Origin of the sequence: Streptomyces olivaceus, from assembly GCF_000721235.1 — a bacterium.
GTDB classification, from domain to species: domain Bacteria; phylum Actinomycetota; class Actinomycetes; order Streptomycetales; family Streptomycetaceae; genus Streptomyces; species Streptomyces olivaceus.
Genome location: NZ_JOFH01000010.1, coordinates 1 through 25011, shown reverse-complemented (window position 1 = coordinate 25011; position 25011 = coordinate 1). Strand labels below are relative to the sequence as shown.

The following is a 25011-nucleotide window of genomic DNA, read 5'->3' as shown; positions in this document are numbered from 1 at the left end:
GGCCAGTCGGCCCGGACGCCCCGGCCCGCCTCCCTGAACACCCTGCTCCCCCTCCCTGCCCCGCCCCTCCCGTCCTCCCCCTCCCCGGTCACCCGATCCGGACGACGTGCTTCCCGCGCACTCCCCCGGCCTCCAGTGCCCGGTGGGCGTCGGCGGCACGGTCCAGGTCGTGGACGGTGTCGACCACCGGCACGAGGTCACCGTGCTCGGCGAGCCGCGCGACCTCCCTGATCAGGGCGCTGTCCGGATTGCCGCTGAAGGCGCGGATCCGGCCCCTGCCGTGCACGGTGGAGCCGAGCACGACGGCGATCCCGGCGAGGGGCCGGTCGAAGTCGACGGTGACGGCGACCATGCGCCCGCCCGGCGCGAGCAGCCGCCGCAGCCGGGCCTGCCCGGTCCCGACCGTGTCGAGGACGACGTCGAACCGTCCCAGCCCGGACAGCGGAGCGCCCCGGTAGTCCACCGCCTCGTCGGCCCCCAGCCCCCGCACGAAGTCGAGGTTGCCCCCGCCCGCCAGCGCCACGACGTGCGCGCCCAGCACCTTGCCCACCTGCACGGCGACGCTGCCCACGCCCCCGCTCCCGCCCCGCACCAGAAGCCGCTCGCCGGGCTGCAGGCCGGCCTTGTCCCGCAGCGCGGTCACCGCCGTACTCGCACCCGCGAGCAGCGAGACGGCCTCCTCCGGGGTGAGGCCCTCCGGCGCGGCGGCGATCCGCCGCGGGCCGACGGCGACGTACTCGGCCATGCTGCCGGTCTTCCGCCCCAGCAGCCCCCACACCCGCTCGCCCTCCCGCACCCCGCCGACCGACGAACCGACCCGGGCCACCTCGCCCGCGAAGTCGATGCCGGTGGCCTTGGGGAAGGCCCGGCCGGTCACCAGCCCCACCTTCCCCTTCCGGTCCAGCAGGTCGCCCCCGTTGACGCCCACGGCACGCACCCGCACCAGCACCTCGTCGGGACCGACGGCGGGCACCGGACGCCGGGCGACGTGGAGCACCTCGGGAGGGCCGTACCGGTCGAAGAGAACCGCGTTCATCTCACTCATGATCAGGTGTTCCTTTGCGTGTCCGGGAGTCGCGGCACGTGGCGCACGCCCGCTGTTACGCTCACGCTAAGCCGGTAAGTGGACGACCCCCTCCACTTGGCCCGAAAGTGAGAAACATGCCTGCCCAGCCCTCTCACAAGCCCTCCGGGAACACCGGCCAGGGCCCTCGTCACGACGACCTGCGCGCCGACGCCCGACGCAACCGCGAACGCGTCCTGGAGGCGGCCCGCGAGGTCTTCGCCGCCCACGGCACGGACGCCCCGATGAGCGCGGTCGCCCGCCGGGCGGGGGTCGGCGTGGCCACCCTCTACCGCCGCTTCCCGACCCGCACCGAACTCCTCACCGCCGCCTTCGACGACCAGCTCGCCGAGTGCGCGGTCTTCTTCGAGACGGCGCTGGCCGACCCCGACCCGGGGCACGGGCTCTACACCCTCCTGGAGAAGGTGTGCACCACCCTGGTCACCGACCGCGGCTTCGACACGGTCCTCATGACCGGCTTCCCCGGCGCACTGGACTACGACCGCGAACGCGCCTGGGCCGAGGAGGGCCTCGCCCGCCTGATCCGACGCGCCCGCGACGCCGGCCAACTCCGCGAGGACTTCGCCCCGTCCGACATCCCCCTGCTCCTCCTCGCGGTGACCGGCCTGGCCTCCCAGCCCCCGGACACCGCCCTCCCGGCCGCCCGCCGCCTCCTCACCTACCTCTTCCAGTCCTTCCAGGCCCACCCTCCGGCCACCCCCGGCCCGCTCCCCCCGGCTCCGCCCCTGGACCTGACGGGGCTGAACCTCCCGGCGTGACGCCGCCCGCCTTCCCCGTCCCCGCGACGCGTCCCAGACCTCCGCCATATCCGCTGGTCAGGGGCATTCCAGCGTCCCACCGTCCCGACCTGCCGGGCGGTGCTGGCAGCTGGGACGGATCACGGCACAAGCTGTGATCAGTCCCCGGCACCGGGCCGGGCGACACCGCATCTCCGCACCACGTGAGGAAGAAGCCATGCCCGCTTTCACCTTCACCACCCGCCTCGCCGCCTCCGCCGCCGCCGCGGCCGTCGCCGTCCTCGGCCTGACCACCGCGGCCACCGCCTCCGCGTCGAGCGACGAGCCCGTCACCCAGGCCTGCACCGCCGCCAACTCCAGCACGACGGTCAGCGAGGTCTCCCGCCCCGTCAACCACCTCCTCCTCACCGTCACCAACACCGGCGACACCCCCTGCAACGCCTACTACGCCCCCGCCCTCCGCTTCGACGACGCCCAGGCGGCCACCCCCGTCCTGGAGAGCAGCCAGCCCCAGGCCGTGGTCACCCTGAACCCCGGCGAGTCCGGCTACGCCGGCATCCGCACCTCCCTGCCCTCCGGCGAGGGCACGAACGGCCGCACCGCCACCACCCTGGAGGTCCACTTCAAGGACCGCGCCGACGAGGACACCAACGACTGGGCCACCCTCGACCTCCCGGGCGACGGCGTCTACCTCGACAGCACCGCCGCGGTCACCTGGTGGCAGTACGACCTCGCGGACGCCCTCGCCTACTGATCCGGTCCGCACCCCTTGACCGGTGGGGCACGCACCGGCACCCCGGTCGCCACGCACAGCAGTCGCGGCGGCGACCGGGGTGTCCGGGCCGTGTGGCCGTGTGGCCGGACCGTGTGCCCGGGCAGACGGCTCAGGTGCTCAGGCGACGGGCCCGTAGAGCCAGTTGCCGGTCGCGTCGGCGTCCGGGCTGAGGTAGTACTCGCGTACGGCCGCCAGCAGTTCGTCCACCGTCAGCTTGCCGCTGCCGTCGGTGTCGAGCTTGCGGAAGGCCTCGGCCCGGTGTTCGGGCGCGGTGCGGAACACCTCCTGCCACGCCTGGAACTCCCGCTCGTCCACCTGTCCGTCCCCGTCGGTGTCGAGCAGGGCGCACACCGCCTCCGCCAGCGGCCGGAACGAGGTGTCGAAGCCCTCGGGGGACTCCACGAAGGCGCCGGTCATACAGGCCCGGTACTCGTCGAGGCTCAGCCGCTGGTCGCCGTCCTGGTCCGCGGCGGCGACCAGGGCGTCCCAGAACCGGGTCATCCCGTCCATGAGCGCGACGCCCTTGGGCGAGGTGACGGGCTCGCCGAACTTCGACAGCAGCTGGGCCCCCAGGGTCAGCAGGTCCTCGCGGTCGATGCTGCCGTTGTCGTCGGTGTCGAAGTGCCGGAAGCACACGTCGATCTTGCGGTGGAGCAGGGGCGTACCGCCGGAGAGAGTGGTCATGCGTCGGCCTTTCTGCCGGTGCCGGACTGTTCCGGTACGGGGATCGGGGTGGAGGGGGCGGTCGGGGGAGCCGGAAGCGTCCCGTCGGAGGTGGTGCCGTGGTCGTCGGGTCGAGCGGCGCCCCCTGGGCCGCCGAAGCTGATGCCCTGGAGCCGGGTGGTGCGCAGGAAGGGGATGTTGGCCTCGCCGAAGACGCCGCCCGACAGTCCCGTGCCGCCGGCGACGGGCAGGACGGGCAGTGTCCCGACGTGGCTGTCGTTCACCTTCAGCACGCCGCCGTTGGTGACCTCGGCGGCGAACCGGTGGATGACGTGCGGGTCGCGCGACCACAGCGAGTTGCGCAGTCCGTAGCGGTTGGCGTCGACGTACGCCAGGACGGTGTCGAGCAGCGCTTCGTCCGACGCCGCCGTCGGCTCGTTCTCCGGCACGACCACGCACATGAGCGGGAAGAAGGTCTCCTCGGTGACGGCGCTCATCGTCGACGCCCGCTCCAGCCCGCGCACCCGCAGCAACGCGGGACGCAGGAACGGCCCCCGCAGCGAGGGACGGCCGTGCACGTCGACCATGTCGCCGCCGCAGAGGAGTTCGGCGCCGCGCGCCACGGCGTCGTCCAGCACCTCCTTGCACTGGTTCCGCTTGATCACCGGGGTGAGTACGACCTCCGGATCGTCCGGCGGCCCCACGCGCAGGGCGGCCACCTTCCGGTGCAGGCGTTCCGTGAAGTCGTCCGCCACCTCGGGGTGCACGACGGCGAACTTCGGCGCCACACAGAGCTGGCCCGAGCCGAGGTAGCGTTCCAGCGCCGCGTCGACGGCCCCGTCGAGGTCGGCGTCCCGCCAGACCACGAGGGCGTCGTTGCCGGCCAGCTCCATGATGGGCTTCTTGCCGTGTTCCAGGCAGGAACGGGTGAGTTCGGCGCCCTGGGCCGAACCGCCGAAGAAGAAGACGTCGTCGCAGTGCGGCGAGGCGAGCCAGGCCCGCAGCATCGGCCGGGCCGGCGCGCACAGCACGCTCAACGTGCCGGGCGGCGCCCCGTACCCGGCTAGCAGGGGAGCGACCAGCTCGTGGTAGAGGTACGCGGTGCTCAGCGGGATCGTCGGCGGCACGTTGACCACCACCGCGTTGCCCGCCGCCAGCGCCGGCACCCCCGACAGCGCGGTGATCATGGGGGCGTTGCGCGCCGGGTCGAGGCACACCACTCCGTCGGGCTTGCGCACCAGCCGTACCAGTCGGCCGGCCTGGCGGCCCTCCCACACCATCGCGTCACGGGCGTACGCCACCGTGTCGGGGTGGGTGACGTCCAGCGCGGCGGACAACTCCCACCGCCCCACGGCCGGCGGGTGCCCTTCGGCGACGAGGACCGACAGCATCTCCTCGGCCCGTTCGCGCAGCAGCTGGTGGAAATCGCGGACGAAGTCCAGCCGGCTGTCGAGCGGAACGCGCGCCCAGAACGGCTGCGCCGCACGGGCCGCGGCGAGCGCGGCGTCCGCCTGGGCGGCGGTGGAACGCGCCACCCTGCCAACCAGTCGCGGATCATCGTGGTCCTCCGGTGCGGCGCGGCCGTGGTCGAGACGCGCCTTGAGCGCCACCACCTCGTAGGTGTCGAACAGCATCGCGCTGCTGCTGGGCCAGTGCACCCAGCTCTCGCCGTCCTCGAGGGCGCCGGCCATCAGGACCGGATAGACCCGCTGAACCCGCCCCGATGAAGAAGTCACGAGCCTGATTCTTCACACGCTCATCGGATTGAATACTCGAACAGACGCTTTTCGCCTCAACAGGGTAAATACAGTGATTGCCGCCAAGACCGCCCAACCACTGTGGTATGCGGGCGAGTCTGGAAGTCCGGCCCCTGCCAGGATGAACGGCATGACGACGATCGGCGGCGAGGTGGCGGCCGGCTTCGAACCGGTCCGCGAGGCGTTCGAGGCGAACTTCGCCCGACACGGGGACATCGGCGCGGCGGTCTGCGTGTACCAGTACGGCCGGCCGGTGGTGGACCTGTGGGGCGGCGTGGCCGGCCCTGCAACCGGCCGTCCGTGGACCCGGAACACGATCCAACTGGTCTACTCGGCCACCAAGGGAGCGACCGCCACCCTGGCCCACATGCTGGCCGAACGCGGCGCGCTGGACCTTGACGCGCCGGTGGCGAAGTACTGGCCGGAGTTCGCCGCGAACGGCAAGGCGGACATCCCAGTGCGCTGGCTCCTGTCCCATCGAGCCGGCTTGGTCGCGCTGGACCGACCAGTGCCTCTGCGGGACGCGTTGACCTGGCACCCGATGGCAGCGGCACTGGCAGCCCAACGCCCCCAATGGACCCCGGGCACGGCACACGGGTACCACGGCCGGACGTGGGGCTGGCTGGTCGGCGAGGTAATCCGCCGAGTATCCGGCCGCTCACCGGGCACCTTCTTCGCCGAGCAGATCGCTTCCCCTCTCGGCCTGGACTTCTACATCGGCCTGCCGCCGGGCGAGCGCGGCCGGGTCAGCCGCATGGCGTACCGGCGCCCGGACGTCGACCTCACCACCGTGCCCGACGAATCGCTGCCCGAAGACCTCCGCGAACAGGTCGCCGCCTGGCGCGACCCCGGCTCGCTCAGCAACAGGGCCTACGCGGTGACGGACCCACCCGGGATCGACTTCGACTCACCCGAGGTGCAGGCCGCGGAACTACCGGCGTCCAACGGCATCGGCACCGCACACGCGCTTGCGCGCATGTACGCGGCGCTGATCGGCGAAGTGGACGGCGTCCGTCTGCTCACTCCCGAAACCCTGACCTGGGCGACCGAGGAGCAGGCGGGCGGAAAGGACCAGGTGATGCTGATCCCCAGCCGCTTCAGCACGGGCTACATGCTCCCCACCGAGACCAACCCGATGCTGGGTCCGAAGTCCTTCGGCCACACCGGCCGAGGCGGATCACTCGCCTTCGCCGGCCCGGAGCACGGCATCGCATTCGGGTACGTGATGAATCACGTGGTGGCAGGCTCAGACGACGTCCGTGCGGCTTCCCTGGTCGATGCGTTGCGTGGTCTCGTACCGCGAGGCTGAGGGCCCACCGCCGAGATCCAGCTCCGCCCACACCGTCTTCGACGGCACCGGCCCGCACCGCACGCCCCACCGGTCGGCCAACTCCTCGACGAGGAGCAGCCCGTACCCCGACTCCGCATGCGCGGCGACGGTGGTTCGAGGGCTGACCGGGAGCTGGTCGCCCCGAGTGTCGGTCAGCTCGATACGAAGCGTGACCGGTGCGACGACGGAAAGGGCGAGGCGGAAACTCCGGCCGGGCACATGGCCGTGCAAGGCGGCGTTCGTCGCCAGCTCGGCCACGATCAGCCGGGCCGGATCCAACGGCAGCTCCCACGCCAGCAACTTCTCGGCCGCGAGCAGCCGGGCAAGCCGGGCCCCGCGACGCGTGGCCGAGAGAGGCACCGAGAAGTGGTGCAGCGGAACACTGCGGGTGGAGATTCCCTGATTCATGTCACCCAGCGTGTTCAAGCGTGCTTACGCTGTGAAGACGGCTGGCCCGTGCGGTCGGTGGCTGTCCGTGGCACGTCCCGGTTCCGTCCGGGCTGCACGGGGTGACCGGCCGCGAGGGGCGGAGGTTGGTCCGGGGAAGGGCACGGCGGGAGGGCAGCGACATGAGCGAGTGGGAAGCGGGGCTGGACGACGAAGAGGCCGGGGCGGTGATGCGCACCGTCGTACGGCAACTGAAACTGTGGCGAGAGTCGGCAGGCCTCACCCAGGCGGAGTTCGGGGCGGCCATCGGGTACGGGGAAGAGCTGGTGTCCTCGGTGGAGCGGGGGCGGCGGATTCCCCGGCCGGAGTACCTGGACCGTGCGGACGAGGTCTTGGATGCGGGCGGCAAGATCGCAGCCCTCAAACAGGATGTGACGGAGGTCCGGTACCCGAAGAAGGTTCGGGACTTGAAGAAGCTGGAGGCGGGGGCCACGGAGCTGTGCGCCTACAACAACTCCGTCATTCACGGCTTGTTGCAGACCGAGGAGTACGCACGGGCCGTGCTCGGCGCTCGCCGTCCGCCCTTCACCGCCGACCAGTTGGACCAGCAGGTGTCGGCCCGCGTTGCTCGTCAAGACATCGTCAACGACCCGTCGGCCCAGGCCGTCTTCAGTTTCGTCCAGTGTGAGTCGACTCTTCGTCGGCCCATCGGCGGCAAGATGGTGATGCGCGAACAACTCGAACGGCTTCTAGAAGCCTCCGCGTTCCACAACGTCGACCTTCAGGTGCTTCCCCTGAGCCGCGAGGAGAACTCGGGGCTCGACGGCCCGTTCAGGCTACTCAGGCTGGGGGACGGCACGGCGGTCGGTCATGTCGAGGTGGCGCACATCAGCCGCGTGATCGCGGAGCCGAAGGAGGTGCAGCTCCTGGACATCCAGTATGGAATCATCCGGGCACAGGCTCTCAGCCCACGGGAGTCCAAGGCCCTCATCGAGAAAGTGCTTGGAGAGACATGAAGCTGGAGTGGATAAAGAGCAGTTACAGCACGTCCAGCGGCCCCGACTGCGTCGAGGTGGCCACCCCGGACGAGAGTCACGTCCTCGTCCGCGACTCCAAGAACCCCGCAGGCCCCCGCCTCGACCTCACCTCAGGCGCCTGGGCGACCTTCCTGCCGTACGCGTCCGGGCACTGACGGAAGCTACCCCGCCGGCCTGCACCCGAGTTCGTGGGGTGGGTGCGGGCCGTTACGTGCGTTTCAGTTCGGTGGCCGGAGTCACCTTGGGCTCCGAGTCCCCGCCGCGTGCCTGCTGCAACGTCTCCGCGATCGCAGAGGCCCATGGGATTGGACAGTTCGTCCCAGCTCCCCATGCCTGTGATCAGGCTCTTTCGATCGCTGGGGCGGGACAAAGTGCCCAATCCTCGATTCGACGGGGGCGCCCCCGAACAGGAAGCGCCCCCGTTCCGCCTCAGGTCGAAGACCGCCGCCTCCGCGCCCCAGGCCGCCGTTCGCTCGGCCGGGTCACCGGGTCCCCCGCCTCCAGGGCTGCCGTGCGGCGGTGGGCGCCGAAGTCGGCCAGGGCCTCCGCCAGCTTCAGGACCGACGGTTCCGGGGCCATGACGTCGACCCGCAGCCCGTGCTCCTCGGCCGTCTTGGCCGTCGCCGGGCCGATACACGCGATCACCGTGACGTTGTGCGGCTTGCCCGCGATGCCGACCAGGTTGCGGACCGTGGACGACGACGTGAAGAGCACCGCGTCGAAGCCGCCGCCCTTGATGGCCTCCCGGGTCGTGGCCGGCGGCGGCGAGGCGCGGACCGTGCGGTAGGCCGTGACGTCGTCGACCTCCCAGCCCAGCTCGATCAGCCCGGCGACCAGGGTCTCCGTGGCGATGTCGGCCCGGGGCAGGAAGACGCGGTCGATCGGGTCGAAGACCGGGTCGTACGGCGGCCAGTCCTCCAGCAGGCCCGCGGCCGACTGCTCGCCGCTCGGGACCAGGTCCGGCTTCACGCCGAACGCGATCAGGGCGTTCGCCGTCTGCTCGCCCACCGCCGCGACCTTGATGCCCGCGAAGGCGCGGGCGTCCAGGCCGTACTCCTCGAACTTCTCACGGACCGCCTTCACCGCGTTGACCGACGTGAACGCGATCCACTCGTAGCGGCCCACGACCAGGCCCTTGACCGCCCGCTCCATCTGCTGCGGGGTGCGGGGCGGTTCCACCGCGATGGTCGGGACCTCGCTCGGCACGGCCCCGTAGGACCTGAGCTGGTCGGAGAGCGACGCCGCCTGCTCCTTCGTCCGCGGGACGAGGACCTTCCAGCCGAACAGCGGCTTGGACTCGAACCACGACAGCTGGTCGCGCCGGGCGGAGGCGCTGCGCTCGCCGACCACGGCTATCACCGGGCGGCCGCCGTCCGGGGACGGCAGGACCTTGGCCTGCTTCAGGGTCTGGGCGACCGTGCCCAGCGTCGCGGCCCAGGTGCGCTGCCGCGTCGTCGTACCGGCGATCGTGACCGTGAGCGGGGTGTCCGGCTTGCGGCCGGCCGAGACCAGCTCGCCGGCGGCCGCGGCGACCGAGTCGAGCGTCGTCGACACGACCACCGTGCCGTCCGAGGCGCCCACCTCGGTCCAGCAGCGCGCCGACGCCGTACGGGCGTCCACGAACCGCACGTCGGCGCCCTCGGCGTCCCGCAGCGGCACACCGGCGTACGCGGGCACGCCGACGGCGTTCGCGATGCCGGGTACGACCTCGAAGGGCACCCCGGCGGCGGCGCAGGCCAGCATCTCCTCGGCGGCGTACGTGTCGAGCCCGGGGTCCCCGGTCACCGCACGCACGACCCGCCTGCCGCCCCGCGCGGCCTCCATGACAAGATGTGCGGCATCCCGCACGGCGGGAACACCGACGGTTTTTGACGCACCGTCAACGATCGTCAGCTGGGGCGCGCCCGTGCCCGGATCCGAGGAATCGGCGTCCGTGTGCACTTCCGACACGCCCTGCCGCGCATGCGTGCGTACGACGTCGAGCACCTCGTGCTCGGCGACGAGGACGTCCGCGTGCGCCAGCGCCTCCACGGCGCGCAGAGTCAGCAGTCCCGGATCTCCGGGGCCGGCACCGAGGAAGGTGACGTGCCCTTGTTCCGGACCGGCGGGAAAGGTGGTGGGGCTCAATGTGCTCGCTCCCCCATCAGACCGGCCGCGCCCTGGGCGAGCATCTCGGTGGCGAGTTCGCGGCCGAGAGCCAGCGCCGCCTCGTGCGTCTCGGGCACGGGACCGGTGGTGGACAGCTGCACCAGCGTCGAGCCGTCGGTCGTGCCGACGACGCCGCGCAGGCGCATTTCCTTGACAGTCTGCCCGTCGGCCAGGATGTCGGCCAGCGCCCCCACGGGTGCGCTGCAGCCGGCCTCCAGGGCGGCGAGCAGTGACCGCTCGGCCGTTACGGCGACCCGCGTGAACGGGTCGTCGAGTTCGGCGAGCGCGGCGATCAGCGAGGCGTTGTCCGCCGCGCACTCGACCGCCAGTGCCCCCTGGCCGGGGGCCGGCAGAACCGTGTCGACCGACAGGAAGTCGGTCACCTCGTCGATGCGGCCCACCCGGTTCAGTCCGGCGGCGGCCAGGACGACGGCGTCCAGTTCACCGCTGCGGACGTATCCGATGCGGGTGTCGACGTTGCCCCGGATCGGGACCGTCTCGATCTCCACGCCGTGGGCGCGGGCGTACGCGTTCAGCTGCGCCATGCGGCGCGGGGCACCCGTACCGATGCGCGCCCCGTCCGGCAGGTCGGTCAGCTTGCGCGTGTCCCGGGCGACGACCACGTCGCGCGGGTCCTCGCGCTCGGGTACGGCCGCCACCACCAGGCCCTCGTGCTGCGCGGTGGGGAGGTCCTTGAGCGAGTGAACCGCGAAGTCCACCTCCCCCCGCAGCAGCGCGTCGCGCAGCGCGGCGACGAACACGCCCGTACCGCCGATCTGCGCCAGGTGCTCGCGCGACGTGTCGCCGTACGTGGTGATCTCGACCAGCTCAACGGGCCGACCGGTCACCTGGCTCACGGCGTCCGCCACCTGCCCGGACTGGGCCATGGCGAGCTTGCTCCGCCTGGTCCCCAGCCTCAGTGCCTTCTCAGTCATGCCGGCCCTCGGTTCTTCTCAGTGCTGTTCCCGGCGCGGGAGACGGAGGCCACCGTCTCCTGGTCGAGGTCGAACAGGGTGCGCAGCGCGTCCGCGTACCCGGCACCGCCGGGCTCGGCCGCGAGCTGCTTGACCCGCACCGTCGGTGCGTGCAGCAGCTTGTCGACCACACGCTTGACGGTCTGGGTGATCTCGGCGCGGTGCTTGTCGTCGAGCCCCGGCAGCCGTCCTTCGAGGCGGGCGATCTCCCCCGCCACCACCTCCGCGGCCATGCTGCGCAGCGCGACCACGGTCGGCGTGATGTGCGCGGCCCGCTGGGCGGCACCGAAGGCCGCGACCTCGTCGGCGACGATCCGGCGGACCATGTCGACGTCGGCCGCCATGGGCGCGTCCGCGGAGGCGTCGGCGAGCGACTCGATGTCCACCAGGCGTACGCCGGCCAGCCGGTGCACGGCGGCGTCGACGTCGCGGGGCATCGCCAGGTCGAGGAGGAAGAGGACCGGCTGCGGGCGCGGCACCTCGGCCACCGGCTCGGGGCGGCGCCGCTCGGGGATCCGGCCGGACCGGGTCGCCGTCGCGGCGAGCGCGGTGATCAGCTCGGCGTCCGCCTCGGGACCGGGGCGGCCCGGCTCGCGCGTGCGCTCCACCGCCGTACCGCCCGCGGCCCAGGCCCCGTGCTGCTCCAGCGTCGCCGCGTCCAGGCCGGCCACGGCGGCGTCGCCCATGACGGAGAAGCCGGACGGTACGGAGGACACGGAGGAGAGGTCCAGCGGGCAGTTCTCGTCGCCGTCGGCGGCGGTGCCGGCGCCCGGCAGTGGCGTTTCCGCACTCGGACGCCCGTCCCGTACGCCGGTGGCACCGGCCTCGTCGGCGGGGCCCCCGGCGACGCCGGCGGCGGGCTCACCCGTGCGGGCCTCCACCGTCGCCGCCACGGCGTCGGCCGTGAGGACGAGGCCGGTCGCACCCGTGCAGGAGACGGCCACGTCGGCACGTGTCAGCTCGCCCGGCACCGAGTCCATCGGTACCGCGCGGGCCAGCACGTCCGTGTCGTCGCCCTCGGAGAGGATCTGCGCGAGGCGCTCGGCGCGCTCGAAGGTGCGGTTGGCGACCACTATCTCGGTGACCCCGGCCCGGGCCAGCGTCGCGGCGGCCAGCGAGGACATCGAACCGGCGCCGATCACCAGGGCCTTCTTGCCCCGCGCCCACTGCTGGACGTCGGCCCCGGCGGACAGCTGCTCCAGGCCGAAGGTGACCAGGGACTGACCCGCGCGGTCGATGCCGGTCTCGTGGTGGGCGCGCTTGCCGACGCGCAGGGCCTGCTGGAACAGGTCGTTCAGCAGCCGCCCGGCGGTGTGCAGTTCCTGGGCGCGGGCCAGGGAGTCCTTGATCTGGCCGAGGATCTGCCCCTCGCCGACCACCATCGAGTCGAGTCCGCAGGCCACCGAGAACAGGTGGTGGACGGCCCGGTCCTCGTAGTGCACATAGAGGTGGGGGGTGAGCTCCTCCAGGCCGACCCCGCTGTGCTGGGCGAGCAGCGTGGACAGCTCGGCGACACCGGCGTGGAACTTGTCCACGTCGGCGTAGAGCTCGATGCGGTTGCAGGTGGCGAGCACCGCGGCCTCGGCGGCCGGTTCGGCGGCGACCGTGTCCTGGACCAGCTTGAGCTGCGCGTCCACGCTCAGCGACGCCCGCTCCAGCACGCTGACGGGGGCGCTGCGGTGGCTCAGCCCGACGACGAGGAGGCTCATGCCTGCATCACGGCGGGTACGTCCCCGTCGGGTCCCTGGTCGGTGGAGTGCGGCTGCTTGCGGGCGGCGACGGGCGGCACGACGGTGTCGGCCGCGGCCTCCTCGCCGGCCTTGCGCTGCTCGTGGAAGGCGAGGATCTGCAGCTCGATGGAGAGGTCGACCTTGCGCACGTCGACGCCCTCGGGGACGTTCAGCACCGTCGGCGCGAAGTTCAGGATGGACGTGACGCCGGCGGCCACGAGGCGGTCGCAGACCTGCTGGGCGGCACCGGCGGGGGTCGCGATCACACCGATCGAGACACCGTCGTCCTGGATGATCTTCTCCAGCTCGTCGGTGTGCTGCACCGGGATGCCCGCGACGGGCTTTCCGGCCATTCCCGCGTCGGCGTCTATGAGCGCGGCGACCCGGAACCCGCGGGAGGCGAAGCCGCCGTAGTTGGCGAGCGCGGCGCCCAGGTTGCCGATACCGACGATCACAACCGGCCAGTCCTGGGTGAGGCCGAGTTCGCGCGAGATCTGGTAGACGAGATACTCGACGTCGTAGCCGACGCCCCGGGTCCCGTAGGAGCCGAGGTAGGAGAAGTCCTTGCGCAGCTTCGCGGAGTTGACGCCCGCCGCGGCCGCCAGCTCCTCCGAGGAGACCGTGGGCACCGAACGCTCGGAGAGCGCGGTGAGGGCGCGGAGGTACAGCGGAAGCCTGGCGACGGTGGCCTCGGGAATCCCTCGGCTGCGGGTCGCCGGTCGGTGTGTTCGGCCAGTTGCCACGGTGCTCCTGCGGGTAGAGCGGGGCTGTAGGCGGTCATACGTCCCTACATGACCGCCCCGTCGAATGCAGGCTATGTCTTTGTGAACGCGTGCACAAAGATGGTGTCCGATTTGCCCGGCCAACGTGACCGGGGTCACGCGCCCCCGGCGCACGGAACGGGAACCGGCGCACACGCACCCGCGCTCCTCACTCATCGGGGGCAAAGCCGCACACACTCCTCACGATCAACGCCCCCGAGACCTGGTCACCATCGATCCTAAGCGACCATACGGACTACTTGTACTGATCGGTCAGTGCCTTGCGCAGCCGTTCCTCGTTCACACGCCAGAAGGTGTGCTGCCGGCCGTCGACCAGCACGACCGGGATCTGCTCCCAGTACTGGTCGTGGAGCCCGCGGTCCTCGGTGATGTCCTTCCCCTCCCAGGGGACGCCGAGTTCGGCGCAGACCTTCTCGACGACGAGCTGTGCGTCGTCGCACAGGTGGCAGCCGGGTTTGCGGATGAGGGTGACGAGATGGGCCTCGGCGGGTTCGGAGGACTCAGGGGACTGCTCGGGCTTCCGGCGGAAGAGGGGACTCATGCCGGCCATTCTCGCGCGGACGGACGGGCCGGCGAGCGGCCCGGCAGGTGGTCCGGCGAGCGGTCCGCGGACAGGCGGCCCCGGGGCGGCAGGCGGCCCCTTAACGGCGCGGTCGCCCAGAGTTCACGGCCTCCGAACCTCTCGACTCCGAAGCCCCCGAACAAACTGGCTATGCTCACGGGCATGGCCGCTCTTCGATGGCTCACTCCCCGTAGGCGCTCCGCCACGGCGCGGAGCGTGTTGGCAGGCGAAGCCTCCGCGGAGGCCGCCCGCAAGTCCGCCCAGGCCGCGCAGGAGAGCGCCGCCGACGCGGACAAGGGCGCCGAGGCGGATTTCCCGGTCCACGGCGACGAGCAGGCCGCGGCCTTCTTCGACCTCGACAACACCGTGATGCAGGGCGCCTCGATCTTCCACTTCGGCCGCGGCCTGTACAAGCGGAAGTTCTTCGAGACCCGCGACCTCGCCCGGTTCGCCTGGCAGCAGGCGTGGTTCCGGCTGGCCGGTTCCGAGGACCCCGAGCACATGCAGGACGCGCGCGACTCCGCGCTGTCGATCGTCAAGGGCCACCGCGTCTCCGAGCTGAGGTCGATCGGCGAGGAGATCTACGACGAGTACATGGCCGAGCGGATCTGGCCCGGCACCCGCGCCCTCGCCCAGGCCCACCTGGACGCGGGCCAGCGGGTCTGGCTGGTCACGGCGGCCCCGGTGGAGATCGCCCAGGTGATCGCCCGCCGCCTCGGTCTGACCGGGGCGCTCGGCACGGTGGCCGAGTCGATCGGCGGCGTCTACACGGGCAAGCTGGTCGGCGAGCCGCTGCACGGCCCAGCCAAGGCCGAGGCGGTACGGGCGCTGGCGATCGCGGAGAGCCTGGACCTGTCCCGCTGCGCCGCCTACAGCGACTCGCACAACGACATCCCGATGCTGTCGCTGGTCGGACACCCCTACGCGATCAACCCGGACTCCAAGCTGCGCAAGCACGCCCGCAACCTGGAATGGCGGCTGCGCGACTACCGCACCGGCCGCAAGGCGGCCAAGGTCGGCATCCCCGCGGCCGCGGGCGTCGGCGCGGTGGCCGGCGGTACCGCGGCGGCCATCGCGCTGCACCGCCGCCGCCGGTGAACCAGCCGAAGTGACGTACCCCGGCGGCGCCCACCCCAGTCCACTCCTCGCGCTTTTCTTCACTTCGACCACAACACGCTCTGTAGTCACACCGAATTCGATCGGTTCCGGTCACTCACTGATCACTCTGCGGCAAGCGATCGAGCGCCAATCGGGCACAGAAGCGACGTAATCGATGATTTGAGCAACTGGGCGTAGCAGCACCTGTACGAAGCGTTATTCTCCTCAGACGCATTCCGGTGCCCCACCTTCGCTACGACGGGTGAATGGTTCCGTACTGCACGTGATGGAAGCTCTGCCTCTGGGAGTCCCGTGTACCCACACGTCGGGGTTGACGCCTCGGGCCTGGCTACGCTGCGCGCAACGGTCAAATCAGCCCACGATCTGTTGCGCGGCCTCGTCCCCACCGCGTACGCCGTCCCCGCCCTCGCCGCGGCCGCCGTGCCCGCCGGCCCGTGCTACGCACTGGCCGAAGGAAGCGCCGCCGTCGGCAGACGCGCGCGGTCCTCGTCGTCCGGGGCCGCCACCACCCACCGCCGCCCCGCGGCGGACAGCGACAGCGCCCGCATGATGGAGCTGGTCGAGCGGGCCCAGGCCGGCGAGGCCGACGCCTTCGGCCGGCTCTACGACCAGTACAGCGACACCGTGTACCGCTACATCTACTACCGCGTGGGCGGCAAGGCGACCGCCGAGGACCTCACCAGTGAGACCTTTCTGCGGGCCCTCAGGCGCATCGGCACCTTCACCTGGCAGGGCCGCGACTTCGGCGCCTGGCTCGTGACCATCGCCCGCAACCTGGTCGCCGACCACTTCAAGTCCAGCCGCTTCCGCCTCGAGGTCACCACCGGCGAGATGCTCGACGCCAACGAGGTCGAGCGCTCCCCCGAGGACTCCGTCCTCGAGTCCCTCTCCAACGCGGCCCTGCTGGAGGCCGTGCGGCGGCTCAATCCGCAGCAGCAGGAGTGCGTGACCCTGCGCTTCCTCCAGGGCCTCTCGGTCGCCGAGACCGCCCGGGTCATGGGCAAGAACGAGGGCGCCATCAAGACGCTCCAGTACCGGGCCGTACGCACCCTCGCCCGCCTGCTCCCCGACGACGCCCGCTGATCCGCCGGCGCCGGCCGGGCTCCCCGAGAGCCCGCGCCGGTGCCACCACTCTCCGCGTTTCCCAAGTCACCACCGGTGAGAGTCCGTTGAGACAGCCGTCCGATCGTCCAGCGTCCGTAACCCAAGTGCCGCGCCGCTCGTTGTGCGGGATGCAGGCTCCCTGTGGTCACCCCCTGGCCGACTCCGATCACTCGATCGGGCGGTTCCGGTCCGGGTGTGGAACCCTCAGGACCCCCTGGGGAGTCGACCGTCATGACGAGAGGAGGTGCCGCCAGTGATCGCGAACGTATCGGCACACCGGCGGGCGAACGCCTTCGCCCAGGCCGTGGAGGAGCAGTCCGAACCCGGGCCGGCGGCCGAGCAGTCCGAAGGACCGGCGACCACCGGGGCCACCGCGGACCCGACCGAGCAGGGTCAGCTGGTGACCCTCGCCCACGGTCTGGAGACGCTGCCCCGGCCCGAGCTGGACCCCGAGGTCAAGGTCGTCCAGCGGGCCCGGCTCGTGGCCGCTTTCGAGGCCATGCTGCAGGAGGGCACCGCGGGCGGCGGGGCGGCGGACACCGCGGTACCCGAGCAGCGCCGGGCGCGCGGCGCCCACCGGGCGGCCCCGCTGAGCAGGTTCCGGCCCCGGTCGCGGCTGGCCAAGGGCCTCACCGCGGGCGGGCTGAGCGTGAGCGTGGCCGCCGGTGCCTTCGGCGGAGTCGCAGCGGCCAGTTCGGACGCCCTGCCCGGCGATTCGCTCTACGGCCTCAAGCGCGGCATGGAGGACTTCCGCCTCGGCCTCGCCGACGGCAACGACGAGCGGGGCCGCGCCTATCTGGACCTGGCGTCCACCCGGATGAACGAGGCCCGCCGGCTGATGGAGCGCGGCCGCAGCGGTTCCCTCGACCACGAGTCCCTCGGCGAGGTCCGCCGCGCCCTCTCCGGCATGCGGCACGACGCCTCCGAGGGCCACCGCCTGCTCAGCGCGCTCTACGCCCGCGACCCCGACTCGCTCGCCCCCATGCAGGCCCTCTCCGCCTTCTCCGAGTCCCACCGGGAGAGCTGGGGAGCGCTGCGCGACCGGCTGCCCGTGCAGCTCGGGGACGTCAGTGAGCAGGTGTCGTCGGTGTTCGACGCCATAGACGACGACGTGGCCCCGCTCCAGTCCATGCTGCCGCAGCCACCGGCCGAGGACGAGGAGAGCGGCGACGGCGGCAGTCCCGGCGGTTCCGGCCCGGCGACCGGCGACACCCCCGGCTCCGGCCACTCCTCGGCACCGAGCACCGGCGACGACGGCACGTCCGACCGCGGGCGCTCCGACAGCCGCGGTCCCAGCGAGTCCGCCGACTCCGGCCAGGAGAACGACGGCCTCCTCGGCGGCGGTACGGGCGGCCTGTTCGACCCGCCGAAGGACGACACCACCCCCTCGTCCCCGTCGACGGGCGACAACACCCCGCCCGTCAAGCCGGACGTCACCCTCCCGCCCCTCCTCCCGGGCCTCCTGCCCGGCCTGGGCATCGAGGCGGAGGACGCGGACTGAGCCGACGCGGCACGGGTACGGCGGTGGGGGCGCACCCCACCGCCGTACGCGTCCGCGGCTCACCCCCGTCCGCGACTCAGAAGAACACCGACCGCCGCTGCACGAGCAGCTTGTAGAGCGTGTGCTGGATCTGCTCCCGCACCTGGTCGGTCAGGTTGAACATCAGCACGGGATCCTCGGCGGCCTCCGGCGCGTAGCCGTCCGTCCGGATCGGCTCGCCGAACTGGATCGTCCACTTCGTCGGCAGCGGCACCGCGCCCAACGGCCCCAGCCACGGGAAGGTCGGCGTGAGCGGGAAGTACGGGAAGCCCAGCAGCCGCGCCAGCGTCTTGGAGTTGCCGATCATCGGGTAGATCTCCTCGGCCCCGACGATCGAGCACGGGATGATCGGTGCCCCCTGCCGCAGCGCCGTGGACACGAACCCGCCCCGCCCGAAGCGCTGGAGCTTGTAGCGCTCGCCGAACGGCTTGCCGATGCCCTTGAAGCCCTCCGGCATCACTCCGACCAGCTCGCCCTGCGCCAGCAGCCGTTCGGCGTCCTCCGCGCAGGCCAGGGTGTGGCCCAGCTTGCGGGCCAGCTCGTTGACCACCGGCAGCACGAACACCAGGTCCGCCGCCAGCAGCCGCAGGTGCCGGTCGGCCGGGTGGTGGTCGTGTACGGCGACCTGCATCATCAGCCCGTCGAGCGGCAGCGTCCCCGAGTGGTTGGCGACGATCAGCGCACCGCCCTCCGCGGGGATGTTCTCGACGCCCTTCACCTCGACCCGGAAGTAGTTCTCGTACAACGGGCGCAGCATCGACATCAGGACCTGGTCGGTCAGTTCGGCGTCGTAGCCGAAGTCGTCGATCTCGTAGTTCCCGGTGAGCCGGCGGCGCAGGAATGCCAGGCCCCCCGCGATCCGCCGCTCCAGGCCGCCGTCGCCCCCGGCGGCACCGTCGTCACCGGGGACGCCGTCGTCGCCGGCCGGCCGGCCGGAGGCGGTCCCGGAGGGGCCGTGCGGCGCGGTGCCGTCGTCCTCCCGCGCGGCGCCCCCGCGCACCGGCAGCGGTTGCACCTCGCCCGCCGGTGCCGCGCCCGCGGCACCCGTCGCGCCCTTGCGCCGGGCCGCCCCGCCACGGCGCCGCGACGGGCGCGGAGCCGCGCTCCCGCCGTTCTCACCGCTCCCGGTACCGCTCGCACCGTTCCCCCGCGACCGGTCGTCGTCGAACGGAATGACCTTGGCGTCCGCCATCGTTGATGCGCTCCTCAGTTGGCGCTCTGCGTCGGGAGGTGACCGCTGCCCCGCCGGGACAGCTCCGCGATCCGGTCGACGGCCCCCGCGAGGGCCTCGGGCGGCAGCAGCCCGGCACCGCTCGCGCGCGCGAAGTCCGTGAACGCCCCGGCCGTCGTGTACGTCGGCCGGAAACCCAGGGTCTCGCGCATCTGCGTGGTGTCCACCACCCGCCCGTGAGTGAGCAGTCGGATCTGCTCGGGGGAGAAGTCCGTCATCCCCAGCGTACGCACGAGCGAGCCCGCCCAGGTGACCGCGGGCAGCAGCAGCGGCACCGTGGGGCGGCCCAGGCGGCGCGAGCACTGGGACAGCAGCAGGACTCCGTCCCCGGCGATGTTGAAGGTCCCGCTGTTCAGCGTGGACCGCCGCGGCTCGTGCGAGGAGAGGCGCAGCACCTCGATCACGTCGTCCTCGTGCACGAACTGCAGCCGGGGGTCGTAGCCGAAGACCGTCGGCAGCACCGGCAGCCCGAAGTACGAGGCGAGCGGCGTGTCCGCGGCCGGGCCCAGGATGTTGGCGAACCGCAGGACGGTCACCGAGACGTCCGGCCGGCGGCGCGCGAAGCCCCGCACGTATCCCTCGACCTCGACCGCGTCCTTGGCGAAGCCGCCGCTGGGCAGGGACTTGGGCGCGGTGGTCTCGGTGCACACGGCCGGGTCGCGCGGCGCCGAACCGTAGACGTTGGTACTGGACTTCACCACCAGCCGCCGCACTGTCGGCGACTTCTGGCAGGCGCCGAGCAGCTGCATCGTGCCGATGACGTTGGTCTCCTTGACCGACGTACGGCTGCCGCTGCCCAGCGGCGTGCCCGTCACGTCCAGGTGGACGACCGTGTCCGCCCGCGTCTCGGCGAGCACCCGCCCGATGGCCGACTGCCGGATGTCGGCCTGCACGAAGTCGGCGCCGCCCAGGTGGTGCTCCGGCACGACGGCGTCCACACCGACGACCCGTTCGACGTCGGGATCACGCTGGACGCGCCGGACGAACCGGCCCCCGAGCGGCCGGGCCACTCCGGTCACGAGCACGACCTTGCCCAAGATCCGCGCCTTTCTCACGCCGGTACCGGTTCTGCGGGCCAACTTAGCCGGTCGGTGTCGCGCCGTGGCGACCACGGGACGCGGCGGGTGACGGAAAAAGGACCGCCGCCAACGACTGTGGCCCCCCACCGGATGCGGTGAGGGGCCACGAGCCACGCTGACGGCGCGGCGTCGCCTACTTCTTGTTGCGACGCTGCACGCGCGTGCGCTTGAGCAGCTTGCGGTGCTTCTTCTTGGCCATCCGCTTGCGCCGCTTCTTGATAACAGAGCCCACGACTATCCTCGCTCACTTCTCATCACTCGGTTGGTGAGCGCCATGGGCCCACACGACCTACGAGGGGCCAGCCTACCCGCCCGAGCGCTGAGTCCGTAATCGAGGTTCGTCAGGCCGTTTCCACCCCCACGTAGCTCTCGCGGAGGTACTCGTGAACCGCTTGCTCCGGGACGCGGAACGACCGTCCCACCCGGATCGCGGGCAGATGACCGCTGTGCACCAACCGGTACACGGTCATCTTGGACACGCGCATCACCGCGGCAACCTCCGCCACGGTAAGGAACTGAACCTCGTTCAGAGGCCTTTCGCCAGCTTCAGCCATGACACACCTGAACCTTCCGCACTCGACCGGCCACCGGCTTCCCCTTCCGGTGACTCTTCGTCGCTGCGTGCTCACTCCCCAATGTAGGGGCGGGTGATGCGAATGGGGAAGAGGTGCACCCATCACTTCCCTACCGTGACAGACACGCCCGATTGAGTACGTAGCGGGTAAGCGGCCGGTAGTACTCAGACCGCACAGCGTCATCAAGTGGAACGGCGACGGACACCGACCCCTCGGCCTCCCCCACGAAGGGCGCGGGATCATCCGTATCGGCCGGCCCGATGGCCGCGAACCCCAGCTGACCTGCCCCGCAGAGCCAGCCGTGATCCCCGATCACCAGCTCCGGAAGCGGCCCGCCCGCCTCGGCCGCGGCCGCCAGCGCCGCCCGAACCGGCAGTGGCGAGTGCGTGTGCGCGCCGGGCTCACCACCGGCGTGCCCGGCCGCGGGCTCCCGTACCAGCGCGACGCCCCGGACGTAGTCGAGGTTGTGGGTGCGTAGACCGAACCGGGTCGTTATGTCGACAGAGCGACCCTGCGCCGGGGTGAGGACAGCACACCCCGCCGCCGACAGCGCCTCGGCCAAGGCGACGTAGAAACCGAGCAGCCGGTGCGGGTGCCCGGTGCCGAGGAACACCGGAGCGCGACGCTCGGCGACGGCCGCGAGCCGGTCGGCGAAGGAGTCGAGGGCCGCGAGGGTGCGATCGGGGTCGATCACGTCCTGACCGGAAGTGTCCCGCGGATCGGCCGAAACACCACACCTCTCGGCCATCAGCCCGAGCAGGTCCCGCTGCCCCCACTCCCCTTGCGGATCGATCCCGATCAGCACCCGGGGATCCCGCGCGGCGAACAACCGGTAACTCCGCAGACTCACCTCCCGGGCAGTCGCCACCACACCGGCCAGCCGCGCATCCAAGAGATGAGCCCGAAGCCCTCCACGATCCACCACCCCACGCATCCTGCCGCTCCCCAACCCCCCAACCCCCCGATTTCCCCAACCTACGCACGGACGACACAACGCCCCACCCGCCCGCCAGCTGCGGGCGGTCGTGCCGCTGGGGCGGCACGGGTGGGCGCAGCGGCACCCCGTAAGCGCCGGGCCGCGCACCCCGCCCCCGGCCAGCCCCAGCGCAGAGGCCCCCGGCAACGGCGGAGAAGCAACCCCGAGAGGGATCCCGCGCCCTACGCCAACAACCCCCGCAGTGGAAACACCGCCCGCCGAGCCGCCCGCACCGCCTGATCCACCCGATCCGCAGGGTCGTACCCCGCCTCCCACCCCGCCCACGACACCGGCCACCGCCCGTCGGTCATCCGCATCGGCCCGAGCTGCCGCGTCCGCGCGAACACCTCCTGCCGCCACCCCTCCGGGATCACCGTCTCCGGATCCACCGGCCGCCCCGCCGCGATCCCCACCAGGTGCGCCCACGAGCGCGGCACCACATCCACCACGGCGTATCCCCCACCCCCCAGCGCCACCCACCGCCCCCCGGCGTACTCGTGCGCGAACTCGTGGCACGCCACCTGCACCGCCCGCTGCGCGTCCAGCGACACCGCCAGATGCGCCAGCGGGTCCTCGAAATGCGTGTCGGCCCCGTGCTGCGTCACCAGGACCTGCGGCCGGAAGTCCGCCAGCACCTCCGGCACCACCGCGTGGAACGCCCGCACCCATCCCGCGTCGCCCGTCCCCGCCGGCAGCGCGATGTTCACCGCTGTCCCCTCCGCACCGTCCGCACCCGTCTCCTCGGGCCAGCCGGTCTGCGGGAACAGCGTGCTCGGATGCTCGTGCAAGGACACCGTCAGAACCCGCGGGTCCCCCCAGAACGCCGCCTGCACCCCGTCCCCGTGGTGCACGTCCACATCCACGTACGCGACCCGCTCGGCCCCCAGCTCCAGGAGGCGCGCGATCGCCAGCGCCGCGTCGTTGTACACGCAGAACCCCGACGCCGCTCCCGGCATCGCGTGGTGCAGCCCGCCCGTGAAGTTCACCGCGTGCAACGCCTCCCCGCGCCACACCGCCTCCGCCGCCCCCACCGACTGCCCGGCGATCAGCGCCGACACCTCGTGCATCCCCGCGAAGGCCGGATCGTCGACCGTCCCGAGACCGTACGACCCGTCCGCCGCGCCCGGATCCGCCGACACCGCCTTCACCGCGTCGACGTAGTCCCCGCGGTGCACGAGCCGCAACGTCGACTCCCCGGCCGGCCGCGCCGCGACGACCTCCACCTCCCGGTCGAGCCCCAGGGCACCGACCAGACTTCGCGTCAGGGCCAGCCGGACCGGGTCCATCGGATGCTCGGGACCAAAGTCATAGGCCGTTACTGCCTCGTCCCACATCAGCTGTGCGCGACCGCTCATGCCCGCCACCGTATCGGTCCGGCCGGTCCCCGAACGACCTGGCGTACACGACCGTCACCAGCACCAACACCATCGGCACGAGCATCGCCCCGCGGTAGCTCCAGGCGCCCCCGAGCGCGCCCACCAACGGCGAACCGATCAGGAAACCGACGTAGTTGAAGACGTTGAGCCGCGCCACCGCGGCGTCGGACGCCCCCGGACGCCCGTCCCTCTCCGCGGCCAGCCGTCCCGCCGCCGCGAACGTCTGCGGCACCAGCACGCACAACCCCAGCCCCAGCAGCGTGAACCCGAGCATCCCCACCCAGGCCCCCGGCGCCCCCGCCACCACGGCGAAGCCGACCGCGGCCACGACCGCCCCGCCCCGCACCACCGCCACCGCCCCGAACCGCCGCACCCCGAAGTCCCCGACGGCCCGCCCGACCAGCGTGGTCACCATGTACACGTTGTACGGCACGGTGGCGAGCTGCTCCGAACTCCCCAGCACGTCCTGGAGGTACTTGGCACTCCAGTTGGAGACGGTGGAGTCCCCGATGTACGCGAAGGTCATCACGAGGCACAGCGGCAGCAGCACCCTGAACCCGACCCCGCCCCCGACACCGGCCTCGGCCCCGCCCGCACCCCCTCCGGTCCCCGCCTCCCCCGCGGCACCACCGCCGCCCCCGTCGACGTACCACCGGCTCCCCACCAGCGCGGCCGGCACCAGCACCACGACCACCGGCAGGTACGACACCCACAACGCCAGGTCCCAGTGCGCCCCCGCCCAGGCCAGCGAGGCCCCCAGAATCCCGCCCAGGCTGTACGCCGCGTGGAAGCCCAGCATGATGCTGCGCCCGTACGCCCGTTGCAGGCTCACCCCGAGCATGTTCATCGAGGCGTCCAGCGCGCCGACGGCCAGCCCGAACACCGCCAGTGCCACGGCCAGCAGGGCGACCCGGTCCCCCGTCCCCACCCCGAGCAGCGCCAGCAGCACCACCGGCTGGGACCAGCGCAGCAGCCGGCTCGGCCGCACCCGCCGCACCAGATGCTCGCTCAGCACACTCCCGACACCGGCCAGGACCGGCACGGCGGCGAGGAAGACGGGCAGCAGCGCGTCGGAGACGCCGTACCGGTCCTGAATGGCCGGGATACGCGTCACCAGCAGCGCGAACGCGACCCCCTGGGCGAAGAAACCGAACGCGAGCGAAGCCCTACCGCGCCGCAGCACATCAGTCATGGCGGCGAGCGTAGGGCCCCGGCTTACCCGTGGGTAGATCCAGTCACGGCACCAGTAGGCCGGCCAGGTCTCCCATGTCGCCGAAGAGCCGCGTCGCACCGGCGAGCCTGGCGGCCGGCGTCATCCCGGTGAACCCGTACACGTCCATCCCGGCGGCTACAGCGGCCCGCACGCCGAGCGGACTGTCCTCGACCACGACGCACCGCGCCGGGGCGACGCCCATCCGCTCGGCGGCGTACAGGAACAGATCCGGGGCCGGCTTCCCCCGTCCCACGTCCTGGGAACTGAAGATCCGCCCGTCGTCGAACCACCGGTCAAGGCCGGTCTTCCGGTGCCCCACCCGGATCCGCTCGTGACTCCCCGAGGACGCCACGCAGTACGCCACCCCGTCCGCGGCGAGCTTCTCCAGCGCGCCGACGGCCCCGGGCACCGGCTCCAGTTCACGCGCGAAGGCAGCGAACACCCGCCCGTGGAACACGGCGTCGAAGTCACCGGGGAGCCGCCGCCCCGTCCGCTCCAGGACGAGGTCGTGCACCCGGTGCATCGCGGCCCCCATGTAGTCCCTGAGCGAGTCCTCGTACGACGTGGGATGCCCCAGCTCGGTCAGATAGCCGGCGAGCAGCCGATTGGAGATCGGCTCGCTGTCGACGAGCACACCGTCGTTGTCGAAAATCACCAGGTCGTAGCGCATACCCCGACCCTAAACGCAGAAAAGCCCCGCACCGTTCCCGGTACAGGGCTTCTCTCGCAATATTTGTTCGGCGGCGTCCTACTCTCCCACAGGGTCCCCCCTGCAGTACCATCGGCGCTGTAAGGCTTAGCTTCCGGGTTCGAAATGTAACCGGGCGTTTCC

The 25011-nt window shown here is 72.0% G+C and carries 25 protein-coding genes and 1 rRNA gene; 8 read left to right on the top strand and 18 right to left on the bottom strand.

What is annotated here, in order from left to right; all coding sequences use genetic code 11:
• Positions 1–88: 88 nt before the first annotated feature.
• Positions 89–1045, bottom strand: coding sequence for an NAD(P)-dependent alcohol dehydrogenase (locus IG94_RS0112855; RefSeq protein ID WP_031034834.1), 957 nt, complete (start codon positions 1043–1045; stop codon positions 89–91).
• Positions 1046–1161: 116 nt separating this feature from the next.
• Here IG94_RS0112855 and IG94_RS0112850 point away from each other — a divergent pair, with 116 nt between their 5' ends.
• Positions 1162–1842, top strand: a complete 681-nt coding sequence (locus IG94_RS0112850) for a TetR/AcrR family transcriptional regulator (protein WP_031034831.1) — start codon at positions 1162–1164, stop codon at positions 1840–1842.
• Between the two features lie 196 nt (positions 1843–2038).
• Positions 2039–2575 (top strand): DUF4232 domain-containing protein, encoded by a 537-nt coding sequence (locus IG94_RS0112845; protein ID WP_031034828.1) that lies wholly within the window; start codon positions 2039–2041, stop codon positions 2573–2575.
• 138 nt (positions 2576–2713) lie between these two features.
• Here IG94_RS0112845 and IG94_RS0112840 read toward each other — a convergent pair whose 3' ends face one another.
• Both IG94_RS0112840 and IG94_RS0112835 read right to left on the bottom strand, forming a co-directional pair.
• Complete coding sequence (locus IG94_RS0112840) at positions 2714–3280, bottom strand: EF-hand domain-containing protein (RefSeq protein ID WP_031034825.1); 567 nt, start codon at positions 3278–3280, stop codon at positions 2714–2716.
• Entirely contained in the window at positions 3277–4995 is a 1719-nt protein-coding gene (locus IG94_RS0112835) for an aldehyde dehydrogenase family protein (protein ID WP_224326540.1), read from the bottom strand. Before IG94_RS0112835 ends, IG94_RS0112840 begins: the two co-directional genes overlap by 4 nt.
• Positions 4996–5146: 151 nt before the next feature.
• Between IG94_RS0112835 and IG94_RS0112830 the strand changes: the two genes are divergently transcribed.
• Entirely contained in the window at positions 5147–6325 is a 1179-nt protein-coding gene (locus IG94_RS0112830) for a serine hydrolase domain-containing protein (protein WP_031034820.1), read from the top strand.
• Here the strand turns inward: IG94_RS0112830 and IG94_RS0112825 are convergent.
• A complete protein-coding gene (locus IG94_RS0112825; RefSeq protein WP_031034817.1) occupies positions 6263–6754 on the bottom strand; it encodes an ATP-binding protein in 492 nt (163 codons plus the stop codon). The two genes, IG94_RS0112830 and IG94_RS0112825, sit on opposite strands and share 63 nt — an antisense overlap.
• 161 nt (positions 6755–6915) lie before the next feature.
• Between IG94_RS0112825 and IG94_RS0112820 the strand changes: the two genes are divergently transcribed.
• Positions 6916–7749, top strand: coding sequence for a helix-turn-helix domain-containing protein (locus tag IG94_RS0112820; RefSeq protein WP_031034815.1), 834 nt, complete (start codon positions 6916–6918; stop codon positions 7747–7749).
• Entirely contained in the window at positions 7746–7925 is a 180-nt protein-coding gene (locus tag IG94_RS0112815; protein ID WP_031034812.1) for a DUF397 domain-containing protein, read from the top strand. The genes IG94_RS0112820 and IG94_RS0112815 overlap by 4 nt, the downstream gene beginning before the upstream one ends.
• Before the next feature lie 274 nt (positions 7926–8199).
• Here the strand turns inward: IG94_RS0112815 and IG94_RS0112810 are convergent, their stop codons facing one another.
• From IG94_RS0112810 to IG94_RS0112790, 5 genes are all read right to left on the bottom strand, one after another.
• On the bottom strand, positions 8200–9897 hold the full coding sequence (locus IG94_RS0112810) for a bifunctional uroporphyrinogen-III C-methyltransferase/uroporphyrinogen-III synthase (protein WP_031034810.1): 1698 nt from the start codon (positions 9895–9897) through the stop codon (positions 8200–8202).
• Entirely contained in the window at positions 9894–10853 is a 960-nt protein-coding gene (gene hemC, locus IG94_RS0112805) for a hydroxymethylbilane synthase (protein WP_031034808.1), read from the bottom strand. The genes IG94_RS0112810 and hemC overlap by 4 nt, the downstream gene beginning before the upstream one ends.
• The gene (locus IG94_RS0112800; protein WP_031034806.1) at positions 10850–12601 is read right to left on the bottom strand and encodes a glutamyl-tRNA reductase; all 1752 of its coding nucleotides are present in this window, start codon (positions 12599–12601) and stop codon (positions 10850–10852) included. The genes hemC and IG94_RS0112800 overlap by 4 nt, the downstream gene beginning before the upstream one ends.
• The gene (locus IG94_RS0112795) at positions 12598–13365 is read right to left on the bottom strand and encodes a redox-sensing transcriptional repressor Rex (protein ID WP_031034803.1); all 768 of its coding nucleotides are present in this window, start codon (positions 13363–13365) and stop codon (positions 12598–12600) included. The genes IG94_RS0112800 and IG94_RS0112795 overlap by 4 nt, the downstream gene beginning before the upstream one ends.
• A gap of 274 nt (positions 13366–13639) precedes the next feature.
• Positions 13640–13945, bottom strand: a complete 306-nt coding sequence (locus IG94_RS0112790; RefSeq protein WP_031034801.1) for a glutaredoxin family protein — start codon at positions 13943–13945, stop codon at positions 13640–13642.
• Positions 13946–14128: 183 nt separating this feature from the next.
• On the opposite strand from IG94_RS0112790, the gene IG94_RS0112785 reads away from it, so the two are divergent.
• From IG94_RS0112785 to IG94_RS0112775, 3 genes are all read left to right on the top strand, one after another.
• Complete coding sequence (locus tag IG94_RS0112785) at positions 14129–15064, top strand: HAD family hydrolase (RefSeq protein WP_078535695.1); 936 nt, start codon at positions 14129–14131, stop codon at positions 15062–15064.
• A 312-nt stretch (positions 15065–15376) separates the two neighbouring features.
• The gene (locus IG94_RS0112780) at positions 15377–16168 is read left to right on the top strand and encodes an ECF subfamily RNA polymerase sigma factor, BldN family (RefSeq protein ID WP_031034798.1); all 792 of its coding nucleotides are present in this window, start codon (positions 15377–15379) and stop codon (positions 16166–16168) included.
• Between the two features lie 274 nt (positions 16169–16442).
• Positions 16443–17690 carry a DUF5667 domain-containing protein gene (locus IG94_RS0112775; RefSeq protein WP_031034796.1) on the top strand — a complete coding sequence of 416 codons (1248 nt, stop codon included), beginning with the start codon at positions 16443–16445 and terminating at the stop codon, positions 17688–17690.
• Between the two features lie 76 nt (positions 17691–17766).
• Here IG94_RS0112775 and IG94_RS0112770 read toward each other — a convergent pair whose 3' ends face one another.
• The 9 genes from IG94_RS0112770 to rrf all read right to left on the bottom strand — a co-directional run.
• Positions 17767–18921, bottom strand: coding sequence for a lysophospholipid acyltransferase family protein (locus tag IG94_RS0112770; RefSeq protein ID WP_031034792.1), 1155 nt, complete (start codon positions 18919–18921; stop codon positions 17767–17769).
• A gap of 14 nt (positions 18922–18935) precedes the next feature.
• Complete coding sequence (locus IG94_RS0112765) at positions 18936–19997, bottom strand: NAD-dependent epimerase/dehydratase family protein (protein ID WP_031034790.1); 1062 nt, start codon at positions 19995–19997, stop codon at positions 18936–18938.
• Between the two features lie 175 nt (positions 19998–20172).
• Positions 20173–20271: a 30S ribosomal protein bS22 gene (locus IG94_RS40395; protein ID WP_003948845.1), complete on the bottom strand. Its 99-nt coding sequence runs from the start codon at positions 20269–20271 to the stop codon at positions 20173–20175.
• Between the two features lie 109 nt (positions 20272–20380).
• Positions 20381–20593, bottom strand: a complete 213-nt coding sequence (locus IG94_RS0112755) for a helix-turn-helix domain-containing protein (protein ID WP_031034787.1) — start codon at positions 20591–20593, stop codon at positions 20381–20383.
• Positions 20594–20723: 130 nt separating this feature from the next.
• Positions 20724–21548, bottom strand: coding sequence for a phosphatase (locus IG94_RS0112750; protein WP_031034784.1), 825 nt, complete (start codon positions 21546–21548; stop codon positions 20724–20726).
• 224 nt (positions 21549–21772) lie between these two features.
• Positions 21773–22945: an acetoin utilization protein AcuC gene (locus IG94_RS0112745; RefSeq protein ID WP_052410668.1), complete on the bottom strand. Its 1173-nt coding sequence runs from the start codon at positions 22943–22945 to the stop codon at positions 21773–21775.
• On the bottom strand, positions 22896–24158 hold the full coding sequence (locus IG94_RS0112740; RefSeq protein ID WP_031034778.1) for an MFS transporter: 1263 nt from the start codon (positions 24156–24158) through the stop codon (positions 22896–22898). Before IG94_RS0112740 ends, IG94_RS0112745 begins: the two co-directional genes overlap by 50 nt.
• Positions 24159–24201: 43 nt before the next feature.
• Positions 24202–24849, bottom strand: coding sequence for an HAD family hydrolase (locus IG94_RS0112735; protein ID WP_031034777.1), 648 nt, complete (start codon positions 24847–24849; stop codon positions 24202–24204).
• A gap of 65 nt (positions 24850–24914) precedes the next feature.
• Positions 24915–25011 (bottom strand): 5S ribosomal RNA (rrf, locus tag IG94_RS39655); the annotation flags it as partial.

Coding starts and splice junctions, on each gene's coding strand:
- IG94_RS0112855 (WP_031034834.1), bottom strand. CDS start 1,045: ATGAGTGAGATGAACGCGGTTCTCTTCGACCGGTACGGCCCTCCCGAG.
- IG94_RS0112850 (WP_031034831.1), top strand. CDS start 1,162: ATGCCTGCCCAGCCCTCTCACAAGCCCTCCGGGAACACCGGCCAGGGC.
- IG94_RS0112845 (WP_031034828.1), top strand. CDS start 2,039: ATGCCCGCTTTCACCTTCACCACCCGCCTCGCCGCCTCCGCCGCCGCC.
- IG94_RS0112840 (WP_031034825.1), bottom strand. CDS start 3,280: ATGACCACTCTCTCCGGCGGTACGCCCCTGCTCCACCGCAAGATCGAC.
- IG94_RS0112830 (WP_031034820.1), top strand. CDS start 5,147: ATGACGACGATCGGCGGCGAGGTGGCGGCCGGCTTCGAACCGGTCCGC.
- IG94_RS0112825 (WP_031034817.1), bottom strand. CDS start 6,754: ATGAATCAGGGAATCTCCACCCGCAGTGTTCCGCTGCACCACTTCTCG.
- IG94_RS0112820 (WP_031034815.1), top strand. CDS start 6,916: ATGAGCGAGTGGGAAGCGGGGCTGGACGACGAAGAGGCCGGGGCGGTG.
- IG94_RS0112815 (WP_031034812.1), top strand. CDS start 7,746: ATGAAGCTGGAGTGGATAAAGAGCAGTTACAGCACGTCCAGCGGCCCC.
- hemC (WP_031034808.1), bottom strand. CDS start 10,853: ATGACTGAGAAGGCACTGAGGCTGGGGACCAGGCGGAGCAAGCTCGCC.
- IG94_RS0112800 (WP_031034806.1), bottom strand. CDS start 12,601: ATGAGCCTCCTCGTCGTCGGGCTGAGCCACCGCAGCGCCCCCGTCAGC.
- IG94_RS0112790 (WP_031034801.1), bottom strand. CDS start 13,945: ATGAGTCCCCTCTTCCGCCGGAAGCCCGAGCAGTCCCCTGAGTCCTCC.
- IG94_RS0112785 (WP_078535695.1), top strand. CDS start 14,129: ATGGCCGCTCTTCGATGGCTCACTCCCCGTAGGCGCTCCGCCACGGCG.
- IG94_RS0112770 (WP_031034792.1), bottom strand. CDS start 18,921: ATGGCGGACGCCAAGGTCATTCCGTTCGACGACGACCGGTCGCGGGGG.
- IG94_RS0112755 (WP_031034787.1), bottom strand. CDS start 20,593: ATGGCTGAAGCTGGCGAAAGGCCTCTGAACGAGGTTCAGTTCCTTACC.
- IG94_RS0112750 (WP_031034784.1), bottom strand. CDS start 21,548: ATGCGTGGGGTGGTGGATCGTGGAGGGCTTCGGGCTCATCTCTTGGAT.
- IG94_RS0112745 (WP_052410668.1), bottom strand. CDS start 22,945: ATGAGCGGTCGCGCACAGCTGATGTGGGACGAGGCAGTAACGGCCTAT.
- IG94_RS0112740 (WP_031034778.1), bottom strand. CDS start 24,158: ATGACTGATGTGCTGCGGCGCGGTAGGGCTTCGCTCGCGTTCGGTTTC.
- IG94_RS0112735 (WP_031034777.1), bottom strand. CDS start 24,849: ATGCGCTACGACCTGGTGATTTTCGACAACGACGGTGTGCTCGTCGAC.